General features: G+C 62.3%; 8 protein-coding genes. 6 read left to right on the forward strand and 2 right to left on the reverse strand.

The window, feature by feature from the left end:
- Positions 1–15: 15 nt before the first annotated feature.
- Entirely contained in the window at positions 16–717 is a 702-nt protein-coding gene (locus tag LPW39_RS00750; RefSeq protein WP_021026103.1) for a 3-oxoacid CoA-transferase subunit A, read from the reverse strand.
- Positions 718–1,177: 460 nt separating this feature from the next.
- Here LPW39_RS00750 and LPW39_RS00755 point away from each other — a divergent pair, with 460 nt between their 5' ends.
- Together LPW39_RS00755 and LPW39_RS00760 are read left to right on the forward strand one after the other, a co-directional pair.
- Complete coding sequence (locus tag LPW39_RS00755) at positions 1,178–1,999, forward strand: IclR family transcriptional regulator domain-containing protein (protein WP_230770520.1); 822 nt, start codon at positions 1,178–1,180, stop codon at positions 1,997–1,999.
- Positions 2,000–2,387: 388 nt separating this feature from the next.
- A complete protein-coding gene (locus tag LPW39_RS00760) occupies positions 2,388–4,490 on the forward strand; it encodes a TonB-dependent receptor (RefSeq protein ID WP_230770521.1) in 2,103 nt (700 codons plus the stop codon).
- Between the two features lie 79 nt (positions 4,491–4,569).
- On the opposite strand, the gene LPW39_RS00765 is transcribed toward LPW39_RS00760, so the two are convergent.
- On the reverse strand, positions 4,570–6,126 hold the full coding sequence (locus LPW39_RS00765; RefSeq protein ID WP_230770522.1) for a hypothetical protein: 1,557 nt from the start codon (positions 6,124–6,126) through the stop codon (positions 4,570–4,572).
- A 133-nt stretch (positions 6,127–6,259) separates the two neighbouring features.
- Between LPW39_RS00765 and LPW39_RS00770 the strand changes: the two genes are divergently transcribed.
- From LPW39_RS00770 to LPW39_RS00785, 4 genes are all read left to right on the forward strand, one after another.
- Positions 6,260–6,961 (forward strand): transposase, encoded by a 702-nt coding sequence (locus LPW39_RS00770; protein ID WP_230770524.1) that lies wholly within the window; start codon positions 6,260–6,262, stop codon positions 6,959–6,961.
- Between the two features lie 178 nt (positions 6,962–7,139).
- Positions 7,140–11,921 (forward strand): glutamate synthase-related protein, encoded by a 4,782-nt coding sequence (locus LPW39_RS00775; protein WP_230770525.1) that lies wholly within the window; start codon positions 7,140–7,142, stop codon positions 11,919–11,921.
- A gap of 103 nt (positions 11,922–12,024) precedes the next feature.
- Positions 12,025–13,500: a glutamate synthase subunit beta gene (locus LPW39_RS00780; RefSeq protein ID WP_230770527.1), complete on the forward strand. Its 1,476-nt coding sequence runs from the start codon at positions 12,025–12,027 to the stop codon at positions 13,498–13,500.
- Positions 13,501–13,717: 217 nt separating this feature from the next.
- Positions 13,718–13,984 carry a metal/formaldehyde-sensitive transcriptional repressor gene (locus LPW39_RS00785; RefSeq protein WP_021026096.1) on the forward strand — a complete coding sequence of 89 codons (267 nt, stop codon included), beginning with the start codon at positions 13,718–13,720 and terminating at the stop codon, positions 13,982–13,984.
- The last annotated feature ends 99 nt before the right edge of the window (positions 13,985–14,083 follow it).

Consider the following 14,083-nt stretch of genomic DNA (forward strand, 5'->3'; position numbering starts at 1 on the left):
GTCTTGTCTCCTGCTTCAGGCTGTTTTTTTGAAGCCACCGGCTTGCGTGGCAACGCGCTCGATCTTGATGACTTGGTTGACATAGATGCCAGGGGTGACCACGGCCTCGGGGTCGAGCTGGCCCAGCTCCACGATCTCATGCACGGTGGCCACGGTGTACTTCGCAGCGGTGGCCATCACCGGGCCAAAGTTGCGTGCCGACTTGCGGTAGGTGAGGTTGCCCCAGCGGTCGCCTTGCTCGGCCTTGATCAGCGCCACATCGCCATAGATGGGGTACTCCAGCACATAGTGCTTGCCATTGATCTCGCGCGTTTCCTTGCCGGCGGCCAGCTCGGTGCCGTAGGCGGTGGGGCAGAAGAAGGCGCCGATGCCGGCACCGGCAGCGCGCATGCGCTCGGCCAGGTTGCCCTGGGGCACCACTTCGAGTTCGATCTTGCCGCTGCGGTAGAGCTCGTCAAACACATAGCTGTCGACCTGGCGCGGGAAGCTGCAAATGATCTTGCGCACGGCACCGGTCTTGAGCAGGGCTGCCAGGCCCGTGTCGCCATTGCCGGCGTTGTTGTTGACCACCGTGAGGTCGCGCGCACCCTGTGCGATCAGGCCATCAATCAGGGCTGCTGGAATGCCGGCGGTGCCAAAGCCGCCGATGAGCACGGTCGAGCCGTCCTGGACGCGGCTGAGGGACTCGGCAATCGAGTCCGAAATCTTGTTGATCATCTTGTCTCCTGGTTCTGAACACGGGTCGCAACAGGCTGCTGATCCCGCTGCGGCATGGTCGCGCTGCGCTGGGGCAGTGCCTGTACCGCGTGCGACAAATGCAATGCCGACTCGCAGGCTGGCGCTACATCAGAGGAATCAGCGGCCCTTAGGGAGCTTCTGCAAAACTCCCTGCCGTGGTCTGCACGCGGGCTCGGGCGATCTGCTGCGTTGTCTTTCTTGTCAATAGCAGGCTATTGACTGCAAAAGACGCCTTGCATCTCATCCCGATCCGCGTCCATCCCGCTTGGCGAGGGCTTTGCAGAACCTCTCCGGGGCTCTTAGTAAAAATGTTCGTATATAGAACATTAGTTCGCTAAAAGAATTATAGACTGCCTGATAATCCGCTACCCGATGTCCCTGCGATTTGCTTTTGTATTGCCAGGGACCCGCTCCACGCCAACGACCAAGATTGCGGCCTATGAAAGAAGAAGACCCGACCCTCCGCCCCAGCGACAGCTATGTGCAGTCCTTCGCGCGCGGGCTGGAGGTCATCCGCAGCTTTGGCGCTGCAGCGCCCCGCCAGACCTTGACGGAAGTGGCCGAGGCCACGGGCATGACGCGGGCCGGGGCGCGCCGCATTCTGCTGACCCTGCAGACCTTGGGCTATGTGCGGGTGGAGGGCCGTTTGTTTGCGCTCACGCCGCGCATCCTGGATCTGGGCTTTGCCTATCTGTCGTCGATGCCGGTCTGGAACCTGGCCCAGCCGGTGATGGACGCATTGGTCGAGCAGACGCATGAGTCCTGCTCCATTGCCGTGCTCGATGGCCAGGACGTTGTCTACGTTTTGCGCGTGCACACGCACAAGATCATGAGCACCAACCTGGGCATGGGCTCGCGCCTGCCGAGTTTCTGGACCTCGCTGGGCCGGGTGCTGCTGGCCGAGCTTCCGGAGCAGGAGCTGCAGCCCTTGCTCGATGGCCGTGACCGCACGATGTTCACCCGTTTCACCATTCAGGACGATGCCCAGCTGCTGACCGAGTTGGCCCAGGTGCGCGCGCAGGGCTGGTGCCTGCTCAACCAGGAGCTGGAAGAGGGCCTCACCTCGGTCGCTGCCCCCATCCGCAATGCCAGCGGCCAGGTCGTCGCTGCGATGAACATCAGCGGCCAGGCCAACCGCACCACGCCCGAGATCATGCAGGGCGAGCTGCTGCCCCAGCTGTTGCAGGCGGCCGGGCGCGTTTCGGGCCTGTTGGGCTACCAGGCGGGCCGGGGCATTGGCGGCAAGCTGGCGCCACGCTGAGACGCAGGCGCGGCTCCTTATTTCCTCTTCTTTGCTTCATGGCGCCGCCGGGTGCCGGCTGAGCTGCGCCCTGACGCAGCCCGGTTAGCCCTTGCCTGAGGGCGGGATTCGGTGGCTCTGCGCCGCGCCATGCTTGGGCTGCGATCGCGTGCAGCCTGCCTCCGTACTGCGTTTCAGCCATTTCTTAAGAAAACCTGAAGAAGTCTTAACAAACCGCCTGCTGTGGCTTTGTCGCCTCTATGTATCCCATTCTTAAAGATATGTAAATGAGAACCATTTTCCTCTTTAAGATGTGCGAGCTTTTTCACGGTGGTAGCCAACCAGAGTGCGGATATCCCATGCGGTACAGCCAGACCGAACACATACCAAGGCAATAAAAGGAACTGGAATGGCTTTCAAAAACCAACCCGTGGTGGCAGCAGTGGCCCTGCTGTGCGCGGGCTATGCAGCGGCGCAGCAAGCGCCGGCTGAGACGACCTTGCAGGAAGTGCGCGTGCAGGGCGGTACCGCAGCGGACGTGGGCTATGCAGCGCCCACGGCCAAGAGCGCCACGAAGATTGAAGCGCCTTTGCGCGATATCCCGCAAACCGTGAACGTGGTGCCCCAGCAGCTGATGCGCGACCAGGCCGTGCAGTCGATGCAGGACGTGCTCAAGGCCGTGCCCGGCATTGGCCTGTCGCATGGCGATGGCCAGCGCGACCAGGTGACGATCCGGGGCTTCTCCGCCATTGCCGACCAGTTTGTCGATGGCGTGCGCGATGACGCGCTGTACTTCCGTGACCTGTCCAATGTCGAGCAGGTCGAAGTGCTCAAGGGCCCGGCATCGGTGCTGTACGGCCGGGGCTCTTCGGGTGGCTTGATCAACCGCATCACCAAGAAGCCCGGCATTGACCGCAGCGAAGTGGGCCTGACCCTGGGCAGCTGGAACCAGCGCCGGGGCGAGTTTGACCTGGCACGCGCGCCGCAGGACAGCATCGTCTCCTACCGCCTGACCGGCGCCATCGAGCGCGCTGACAGCTACCGCGACCAGCAGTTTCTGGACCGCAAAGCGCTGGCCGGCTCGGTGCAGTTCAAGTTCAGCGCGGACACGCAGCTGCTGCTGCAGGCCGACTACCTCAAGGACAGCCGCCTGACCGACTTCGGTATCCCCGCCTTCCAGGGCCGCCCGGTGAATGTGTCGCCCCGCACCTACTATGGCGCGGCCAATGCACGCGATACCGATGTCAGCACCTCGGAGGTGTACTCGGCCTCGGCCACCTTGAGCCACCGCTTCAACGACAGCCTGAGCCTGCGCAATGTGCTGCGCTACTACGACTACACGCTGGACCGCAGCAACACCCTGGTCGGCTCGGTCAACGAGAAGGCGCAGACGGCGACCCTCAACCGTGGCCATCTGGAGCGCGACGAGCACGGCTTTTTCAACCAGCTGGAACTGACGCAGAAGCTGGACTTGGCGGGCATGCAGCACCAGGTGCTGTACGGGCTGGAGTTGGGCCGCCAGAACAAGGGCCTGCTGAGCATCAACCAGAACAATGTGGGCACGGTGTCGCTGTTCAACCCGGTGCTGCCCGTCGTCTCGCCGGTGCTGACGGCTGCACCGTCGGCCAACAACGACAGCGTCTTCAGCGTGGCCAGCGCCTATGTGCAGGACATGGTGACCCTGGCCCCGGAATGGAAGCTGCTGGCCGGCGTGCGCTATGACCGCTTCCGCCAGGAAACCGACAACTACACGCCAGGCAGTGTCAACCTGGGCCGTACCGATGTGGCCTGGAGCCCGCGCGTCGGCCTCGTCTACCAGCCCAGCAATGCGCTGTCGTACTACGTGTCGTTCAGCAAGTCCTTCCAGCCCTCGGGTGAAACCTTTGCGCTGGCGGCCAACAATGCCCAGCTGGCGCCTGAGAAGACCACCAGCCGCGAGGTGGGTGTGAAGTGGGATCTACTCGACGGCAAGGCCAGCGCCAATGCTGCGCTGTTCGAGATCGAGCGCACCAATATCAAGAGCGTGGACCCCGTCAGCAACACCCTGGTGCCGCTGGGCGTGCAGCGCAGCCGGGGCCTGGAGCTGAGCTTTGCCGGTGACCTGTCCCAGGGCTGGCAGATCTGGTCGGGCTATGCCTACCTGCTGAGCGAGATGACCTCGTCGCCAGCTGTTGACGCTGGCCAGGCCGTGGAAGGCAAGCGCGCCACCCTGACGCCCAAGCACAGCGCCAATATCTGGGTAACCAAGGCCCTGGGCCATGGCTTTGGCGCCGGTGGCGGCATCAACTATGTCGGCGCGCGTTTTGCCAACCCTGGCAATACCGTTGTGCTACCGGGCTACGTCACCCTGGATGCCATGGCCTACTACCGCCTGAACAACGTGGACCTGCAGCTCAAGCTCAACAACCTGCTGGACAAGCGCTACATCGTGGCCGGCCACGGCTCCTCGCCCAACCTGAACCTGCCGGGCGCGCCGCGCTCAGTGCAACTGGTGGCGCGTTACCGCTTCTAAGCTGCAAGGCTGAGATAGAGAAAGGCCATCTGCCGTGGGCGGATGGCCTTTTGTCGTTGTGGGTGCTGCTGTAAGAGGCTTAGTCGATATTGCCCAGGCCTTGCAGGTTGCCGAAACGGTCGCGGATCTGGATCCAGTTGCTGCCCTGGTTCAGCAGGGGCAGCATTAATGAAAGGACAGTGTTGGTGGTCCCATCGACCCCGGTGCTGACCTTGTTGCAGGACACCAAATCAACACGTGTCGGATCCTTTTGCTCGCAGCGCACCGAGCCATCGGAGGAGGTCACTACGCCGTTGCTTTCCTGGTTGAACACCAGATGGATGTCTTGCGCCGGCATATACCACTCGCCAAACAGCTTGTCGGCCAGCGAGGGCTGGTTGTCCAGTCGCATGCGCACGATGGCTTTGGGCGCTTCTCCCGGGAAGGTGACGGTGCCGCGCTGAGAAAAGTGGGGCGTGGGTTGCTCGCGGTTCAGTGCCAAATCGATGCGCACTGGGCCCGCGTCTGCCACCGGGTGCGCCGATTGGGCAGGGCCGCCCAGGCTGCGTCCACCCGCATACTGGTTCAGTGCAAACTCGGCCCGCGACGCCAAGGTATCTGGTCCGGCGCTGCCGTAGGTTCCGCTGCCCATATGGAAGGTGGGCTGGCCATTGGCGCTGTAGTTGAAGACTTGCAGCACCATCGTGGAGTTCTGCACGTCCAGCGCCAGTCCGCGCCCTGGCTTGCCGGTCAGCTCATCCTGCACCATCCAGGTGCCATTGACGGGCATCAATTGGTGGCTGTGCGTGGTGACTATACCCGTCACGGTCGCGCCGGGAACCACGATGTACCAGTAGTTTTGCTGCTGACGCTCACGGAGGCCTGAGTCCATTGCAGAATCGCTTTGCCCGATCACCGTGAGCTGCTGCGTTGGCGTCTCTTTCATCGTGATTTGGCCTGCCAACTGGCCGCCCACCATTCGGAAGCGCAGACTGTCGATATCGCTGCCGCTGTCAGCAGCGCTGCAGACAAACTGGCCTTCGTCGGGTTCGAGGCTGCAAGGAAGGACATTTCCCATTGCAGACGAGCCAGGATGTTCCACCAGCACCGGCTGCCCTTGGCCATCGCGCTGAAGCATTGCACTGCGGTACTGCTTGAACTGCAGATCCTTGTCCAATATCAGCAGATGCAGGCCGCGTTGGCCCACCTGTGCGAGCGGGTTGCTGATGCTCGGCGTGAATTCCTTGATTGCAAAGCGCTCCATCGCTGCGGGTGCTTCGCCGGGAAACTGCACGCTGCCTTTGAGCCCATTGCTGAAGGACACGGTCACATCACCGGGCGAACTGTCTTCCACGCCATCACGCGCCTCGCTGCCAAAGCTGCGCCCGCCGGTGTAACGGACGAGTGGGGCGGTGATGCTGTTGCCGTCCAACTGCCCGGTGGCTGTGTAGAAAGTGGCATCGCCATTTTTCTCATAGCCAAACACCTGCATGAAAAAGGTGTTGCCTTGCACATCGATGGCCAGACCACGGCCAGGCTTACCATCGATTTCGCTGCTGACGATCCAGGTGCCCGCTTGGGGTGTGAAATCGCGCGCAGCCCAGCTGTTGGCGCTGAAGACCAGCAAGGACGCAATCGCTAAAGAAGAAAGGCGCATGGTGATTCAATCTCCCTGGTTATTGGATTATTTACCAGTTGGATCATAGCGGACAGGCGTGCAAGTGCCCTATCAGCAGAGCGTTGATAATGGAGCGGCTTTTCCTCTGCCGTCCTTTGCCGACGTTTTCACCATGGCCCGCCTTCCCCGACTCAGTCTTCCTGACATGCCGCACCATGTGCTGCACCGGGGCAACAACCGGCAGACGGTCTTTGTCGATGACGAGGATTTCCAGCACTTCAGCGATTTGCTGCGCCAGCTGGCGCAGACCCATCTGGTGGCAGTGCACGCCTTTGTGCTGATGCCCAACCACTTTCATCTGCTGATAACACCCCAGACCGAACAGGGCCTGCCGTTGCTGATGCAGGCGCTGGGCCGGGCCTATGTGCGCTATTTCAATGCCCGGCACGGGCGCAGCGGCACTTTGTGGGAAGGGCGCTACCGCTCGACGGTGGTCGAACCGGCCGAGCCGTTGCTGCAATGCATCATCTATATCGATTCCAACCCGCAGCGCGCAGGCCTGGTCGCCAAGGCGGAAGACTACCCCTGGTCCAGCTGTGCGCACCATTTAGGTGCAAAACCAATGGCTTGGTTGCGCGATCCGGCGGCTTTCTGGGCCTTGGGCAACACCCCCTTTGCGCGGGAGGCCCGCTATGCCCAGATGCTGGCCTATGGCCTGTCGCAACGCGAGTCGGGTGCGCTAACCGATGCGGTACAGGGCGGCTGGGCGATGGGCAGTGAGGACTTTGTGCAATCTCTGCAGTCCAAAACGGTGCGCAGGCTGCACAAAAAGAGTGCGGGTCGTCCCCGTCTGCTAGGTCCCTCCGACGAATGAATTAAAAATGTCATATAAATCAACGATAATTTTGCCAATTTAAATATGACCCCAATTAATTGTTGAGAAAAATCATTTGAAAATAATTGGTATCTGACCCTAAATAAAAATCTTGCTCGGGTATTGCCAGCTGCTCTACATTGACCTTCCCGCGATAGATTATTTGAAGGATTGCGCCATGTCGGCTACCGCACGCGAGCAGATGCAAGCTCAGGGTCTGTATGACCCGACTCTGGAACACGATGCCTGCGGCGTCGGTTTTGTGGCCCACATCAAGGGCCAGAAGAGCCATGCCATCGTGACCCAGGCTCTGAAGATTCTGGAGAACCTGGACCACCGGGGTGCGGTGGGTGCCGACAAGCTGATGGGTGATGGCGCCGGTATCCTGATCCAGCTGCCCGATGCGCTCTACCGCGACGAGATGGCCGCCCAGGGCGTCAAGCTGCCTCCGTTTGGCGAATACGGCGTGGGCATGGTGTTCCTGCCCAAGGAACATGCATCGCGTCTGGCTTGCGAGGAAGAGCTGGAGCGCGCCATCAAGGCCGAAGGCCAGGTGCTGTTGGGCTGGCGCGATGTGCCGGTCAACCGCGAAATGCCGATGTCGCCCACCGTGCGCGAGAAAGAGCCGGTCATCCGCCAGGTGTTCATCGGCCGTGGCGCCGATGTGATCGTGCAGGATGCGCTGGAGCGCAAGCTGTATGTGATCCGCAAGACCGCCAGCGCGGCGATCCAGAACCTGCAGCTCAAGTACAGCAAAGAGTACTACGTGCCCAGCATGAGCAGCCGCACCGTGATCTACAAGGGTCTGCTGCTGGCCGATCAAGTGGGCACCTACTTCCGTGATCTGGAAGATGAGCGCTGCGTCTCGGCGCTGGGCCTGGTGCACCAGCGCTTCTCGACCAACACCTTCCCCGAATGGCCGCTGGCCCACCCTTACCGCTATGTGGCGCATAACGGTGAAATCAACACCGTCAAGGGCAACTACAACTGGATGCGCGCCCGCGAAGGCGTGATGAGCTCGCCGGTGCTGGGCAACGACCTGCAAAAGCTCTACCCGATCAGCTTTGCGCACCAGTCCGACACGGCCACCTTCGACAACTGCCTGGAGCTGCTGACCATGGCGGGCTACCCGCTGGCCCAGGCGGTGATGATGATGATCCCCGAGCCTTGGGAGCAGCACGCCACGATGGATTCGCGCCGCCGCGCATTCTACGAATACCATGCCGCGATGATCGAGCCCTGGGATGGCCCCGCATCGATCGTGTTCACCGATGGCCGCCAGATTGGCGCTACCCTGGACCGCAACGGCCTGCGTCCTGCCCGTTACTGTGTGACCGACGATGACTTCGTCATCATGGGCTCCGAATCGGGCGTGCTGCCCGTGCCCGAGCACAAGATCGTGCGCAAGTGGCGCCTGCAGCCTGGCAAGATGTTCCTGATCGATCTGGACCAGGGCCGTTTGATTGACGACGAAGAAGTCAAGTCCTCGCTGACCAATGCCAAGCCTTACATGCGCTGGATCGAAGACCTGCGCATCCGCCTGGACGATGTGGTCAAGCCCGTGGCTGGCGAATCGCAGGTGGACCAGCAGGCCAAGGCTTCGCAAGAGTTCGGTGCGATTGCTGATGAGCAAAAGTCGCCTGAGCTGCTGGACCTGCAGCAGGCCTTTGGCTACACCCAGGAAGACATCAAGTTCCTGATGAGCCCGATGGCTGCCAACGGCGAAGAAGGCATTGGCTCGATGGGCAATGACAGCCCGCTGGCTGTGCTGTCGGACAAGAACAAGCCGCTGTACAACTACTTCCGCCAGATGTTCGCGCAGGTGACCAACCCGCCGATCGATCCGATCCGTGAAGCGATCGTGATGAGCCTGGTGTCCTTCATCGGCCCCAAGCCCAACCTGCTGGACATCAACCAGGTGAACCCGCCGCTGCGTCTGGAAGTGACCCAGCCGGTGCTGGACTTCAGCGACATGGTGAAGCTGCGCAATATCCGCTCGCACACCGCAGGCAAGTTCAGCTCGGCCGTGCTCGACATCACCTACCCGCTGGAATGGGGCAGTGAAGGCGTGGAAGCGCGCCTGGCATCGCTGTGCGCACAAGCGGTTGATGCGATCAAGACTGGCAACAACATCCTGATCATCAGCGACAAGGGTGTCAGCAAGGACCGCGTGGCCATCCAGGCACTGCTGGCGCTGTCTGCCATCCACCAGCACCTGATCCGCGAAGGCCTGCGTACGGCCTGCGGTCTGGTGGTGGAAACCGGCACCGCCCGCGAAGTGCACCACTTCGGCGTGCTGGCCGGCTACGGTGCCGAAGCCGTGCACCCCTACCTGGCGCTGGAAACGATCACCTCGATCCACAAGCACCTGCCTGGCGATCTGTCGGCAGACAAGGCGATCTACAACTACATCAAGGCCATCGGCAAGGGTCTGTCCAAGATCATGTCGAAGATGGGTGTGTCCACCTACATGTCTTACTGCGGTGCGCAGCTGTTCGAAGCGGTCGGCATCAACAGCGAAACCATCGACAAGTACTTCACCGGCACCTCCAGCCGCGTCGAAGGCCTGGGCGTGTTCGAAATTGGTGAAGAAGCCATCCGCCGCCACAAGGCAGCCTTTGGCAACGACCCGGTGCTGGCCACCATGCTGGACACCGGTGGCGAATACGCCTGGCGTGCCCGTGGTGAAGAGCATATGTGGAGCCCCGATGCGATTGCCAAGCTGCAGCACTCGACCCGCGCCAACAGCTTCAACACCTACAAGGAATACGCGCAGCTGATCAACGACCAGAGCAAGCGCCACATGACCCTGCGCGGCCTGTTCGAGTTCAAGATCGACCCTGCCAAGGCCATCCCGGTCGAGCAGGTCGAATCGGCGGCCGAGATCGTCAAACGCTTTGCCACCGGCGCCATGTCGCTGGGCTCGATCAGCACCGAAGCCCACGTCACCCTGGCCGTGGCGATGAACCGCATCGGCGGCAAGAGCAACACCGGCGAGGGCGGTGAAGACCCCGCCCGTTACCGCAACGAGCTCAAGGGCATCCCGATCAAGCAGGGCGAGTCGCTGGCGTCGATCATCGGCAAGGACCAGATCGAATCCGACTACGTGCTGCAAGACGGCGACAGCCTGCGCTCGCGCATCAAGCAAGTGGCATCGGGCCGCTTTGGTGTGACGGCCGAGTACCTGGCCTCTGCGGACCAGATCCAGATCAAGATGGCGCAGGGTGCCAAGCCCGGTGAAGGCGGCCAGTTGCCTGGCGGCAAGGTGACCGAGTACATCGGCAAGCAGCGTTACTCGGTGCCTGGGGTGGGCCTGATCTCGCCGCCGCCGCACCACGACATCTACTCGATCGAGGACTTGGCCCAGCTGATCCACGACCTGAAGAACGTCGCTACCCATTCGTCGATCAGCGTCAAGCTGGTGTCCGAAGTCGGTGTGGGCACGATTGCCGCCGGCGTTGCCAAGTGCAAGGCTGACCATGTGGTGATCGCCGGCCATGACGGCGGCACGGGCGCATCGCCCTGGTCGTCGATCAAGCATGCGGGTTCGCCTTGGGAAATCGGCCTGGCCGAAACCCAGCAGACCCTGGTGCTCAACGGCCTGCGCAGCCGTATCCGTGTGCAGGCTGATGGTCAGATGAAGACCGGCCGCGACGTGGTGATCGGTGCGCTGTTGGGCGCCGATGAGTTCGGCTTTGCCACCGCACCGCTGGTGGTCGAAGGCTGCATCATGATGCGCAAGTGCCACCTCAACACCTGCCCGGTGGGCGTGGCCACGCAAGATCCTGAGCTGCGCAAGAAATTCAGCGGCAAGCCCGAGCATGTGGTGAACTTCTTCTTCTTCATCGCCGAAGAAGCGCGCCAGATCATGGCCCAGCTGGGTATCTCCAAGTTCGACGACCTGGTGGGTCGTGCCGACCTGCTGGACATGAAGGCCGGTATCACCCACTGGAAGGCCAAGGGCCTGGACTTTGGCCGCCTGCTGGCCCGTGCCGAAGTGGCGGACGATGTGCCGCTGTACCACACACAAAACCAGGACCATGGTCTGGAAAAGGCCTTCGACAACATCCTGATCGAGAAGTCGCGTCCTGCCATCGACAAGGGCGAGCGGGTCAAGATCCTGGAGACCGTGCGCAATGTGAACCGCACCGTGGGCGCCATGCTCTCGGGCGCGGTGACCAAGGTGCATGCCGAAGGCCTGCCCGACGACACCATCCACATCCGTGTCGAGGGCACCGGTGGCCAGTCGTTTGGCGCCTTCCTGTGCAACGGCATCACCCTGTACCTGGTCGGTGACGCGAACGACTACACCGGCAAGGGCCTGTCCGGCGGCCGCGTGGTGGTGCGCCCGAGCCTGGATTTCCGTGGCGAAGCGCACAAGAACATCATCGTGGGCAACACCGTGATGTACGGCGCGACCACCGGTGAGGCCTTCTTGAGCGGCGTGGCCGGCGAGCGCTTTGCAGTGCGCCTGTCGGGTGCCACGGCGGTGGTCGAGGGCACCGGTGACCATGGTTGCGAATACATGACCGGCGGTACCGTGCTGGTGCTGGGCAAGACCGGGCGCAACTTTGCAGCCGGTATGAGCGGCGGTGTGGCCTACGTCTATGACGAGGACGGCCAGTTCGCCAGCCGCTGCAACACCACGATGGTCACGTTGGACAAGGTGCTGAGCCAGTCCGAGCAAGAGGCCAGCATCGACAAGGGCATCTGGCACAACGGCCAGACGGACGAAGCACAGCTCAAGCGCCTGCTTGCCGACCACCTGCGCTGGACGGGCAGCAAGCGTGCCCGTGACCTGCTGGACAACTGGGCGGAGGTGCGCAGCAAGTTCGTCAAGGTCTTCCCGACCGAGTACAAGCGCGCGCTGGGTGAAATCCATGCCCGCGCCGAAGCCAAGGCGCAGGTCGCCAAGGCCAAGACCTCGGCCAAGAAGAGTGTGGACGCCGCCGCAAAGTGAGGCCATGGCGGCCTGGCCGCCAAGCACCCAGCCCCTTATTAATGACCACGATTGCTGTCCCCGCCAACGCGGCGCGGGCAGCAGCCAAGCAAGAGATCCGATCATGGGAAAAGTCACAGGCTTTATGGAATTTGCGCGTATCGACGAGGGTTATGCACCCGTTGAAGATCGCCTCAAGCACTACAAGGAATTTGTTGTTGGCCTGAACTCGCAGCAGGCCAAGCAGCAAGGCGCACGTTGCATGGACTGCGGCACGCCGTTCTGCAACAGCGGTTGCCCGGTCAACAACATCATTCCGGATTTCAACGATCTGGTGTACCGCGCCGATTGGGCGGCAGCCTTTCATGTGCTGGACTCGACCAACAACTTCCCCGAGTTCACCGGCCGCATCTGCCCCGCGCCTTGCGAAGCAGCCTGCGTGCTGAACATCAACAACGACCCGGTGGGCATCAAGTCCATCGAGCACGCCATCATTGACCGTGCTTGGGAAGAGGGTTGGGTGCAGGCGCGCCCCGCCAAGCACCAGAGCGGCAAGAAAGTGGCTGTCGTCGGCTCCGGCCCTGCCGGCATGGCCGCTGCCCAGCAGCTGGCCCGTGCAGGCCATGCGGTGACCCTGTTCGAAAAGAACGACCGCATCGGCGGCCTGCTGCGCTACGGCATCCCTGACTTCAAGCTCGACAAGCTGCACATCGACCGCCGCGCTGCCCAGCTGGAAGCCGAAGGCGTGACCATCCGCACCGGCGTGCTGGTGGCCGGCAAGGATGGCCTGGGCAAGGACAGCAAGGTCACCAACTGGGCCAAGGAAACCGTCTCGCCCGAGCAGCTCAAGTCTGAGTTTGACGCGGTGCTGCTGACCGGTGGCTCCGAGCAGTCGCGCGATCTGCCCGTGCCCGGCCGTGAGCTGGATGGCGTGCACTACGCGATGGAGTTCCTGCCCCAGCAGAACAAGATCAATGCCGGCGACAAGATCAAGGGCCAGATCCGTGCGGATGGCAAGGACGTCATCGTCATCGGCGGTGGCGACACCGGCAGCGACTGCGTGGGCACCAGCAACCGCCACGGCGCCAAGAGCGTCACCCAGTTCGAGGTGATGCCCATGCCGCCCGAAGAGGAAAACAAGCCCCTGGTCTGGCCCTACTGGCCGATCAAGCTGCGCACCAGCTCCAGCCACGAAGAAGGCGCTGTGCGTGAGTTCGCGATTTCGACCAAGACCTTCAATGGCGACAAGGGCAAGGTCAAGAGCCTGACCACCGTGCAGGTCGAGTTCAAGGACGGCAAGCTGAGCGAAGTCAAGGGCACCGAAAAGGAATGGCCTGCCGACCTGGTGCTGCTGGCCATGGGTTTTGTGAACCCCGTCTCGCCCGTGCTGGAAGCCTTTGGCGTCGACAAGGACGCCCGTGGCAACGCCCGCGCGACCACCGACTTCACCGGCGGCTACGCCACCAATGTGGACAAGGTGTTTGCCGCTGGCGACATGCGCCGTGGCCAGTCGTTGGTGGTCTGGGCCATCCGCGAAGGCCGCCAGGCCGCGCGCGCCGTCGACGAGTACCTGATGGGCTGGAGCGATCTGCCGCGCTAAAACCGGTTGCCACTCACCCACGCAAGACCGCAGCCGAGGCTGCGGTCTTTTTTTTGTGCCTGCTCGGCCTGAGTGCATCCTAGATATCCGGCATACCCCCAGGGGGTACCTGGGGTTTTCATCTATTTTTCATATGTAGTTTTTATAAATTGCATTTATACTCTGGCCCAGTACCTGAGTTTGGCGTGCTTTTGCGCCGTTGCGAACACCGCCTGCCATGCCCCATAACGCTGAAGACAAGCACCGCGCCATCACCCGCCTGCGCCGCATCAAAGGCCAGGCGGAGGCCTTGGAGCGGGCGGTGGAGGCGGGCAGTGATTGCGCCCCCATCCTGCAGCAGCTCGCCGCCATGCGCGGGGCCGTACACGGCCTGATGGCCGACTTGCTTGATGGCCATATGCGCGAGACCATGGCCAAGCAGCCGGCGCCGTCGCAGGCGGACATTGACGAAATGTTGTCGCTGCTGCGCTCGTACTTGAAATGAACACCCCCCTGTGGCGCTGCGCGCCTTCCCCCCGCTCTCGCATGGCGGTGCCATGCGGGCAGGGGGACGACAGCCTCGGTGTGGGGCGGCGCGGCCGGC

The organism is Comamonas koreensis, assembly GCF_021026195.1.
Lineage (GTDB): Bacteria > Pseudomonadota > Gammaproteobacteria > Burkholderiales > Burkholderiaceae_C > Comamonas > Comamonas koreensis.

Coding starts and splice junctions, on each gene's coding strand:
- LPW39_RS00780 (WP_230770527.1), top strand. CDS start 12,025: ATGGGAAAAGTCACAGGCTTTATGGAATTTGCGCGTATCGACGAGGGT.
- LPW39_RS00755 (WP_230770520.1), top strand. CDS start 1,178: ATGAAAGAAGAAGACCCGACCCTCCGCCCCAGCGACAGCTATGTGCAG.
- LPW39_RS00770 (WP_230770524.1), top strand. CDS start 6,260: ATGGCCCGCCTTCCCCGACTCAGTCTTCCTGACATGCCGCACCATGTG.
- LPW39_RS00765 (WP_230770522.1), bottom strand. CDS start 6,126: ATGCGCCTTTCTTCTTTAGCGATTGCGTCCTTGCTGGTCTTCAGCGCC.
- LPW39_RS00760 (WP_230770521.1), top strand. CDS start 2,388: ATGGCTTTCAAAAACCAACCCGTGGTGGCAGCAGTGGCCCTGCTGTGC.
- LPW39_RS00785 (WP_021026096.1), top strand. CDS start 13,718: ATGCCCCATAACGCTGAAGACAAGCACCGCGCCATCACCCGCCTGCGC.
- LPW39_RS00750 (WP_021026103.1), bottom strand. CDS start 717: ATGATCAACAAGATTTCGGACTCGATTGCCGAGTCCCTCAGCCGCGTC.
- LPW39_RS00775 (WP_230770525.1), top strand. CDS start 7,140: ATGTCGGCTACCGCACGCGAGCAGATGCAAGCTCAGGGTCTGTATGAC.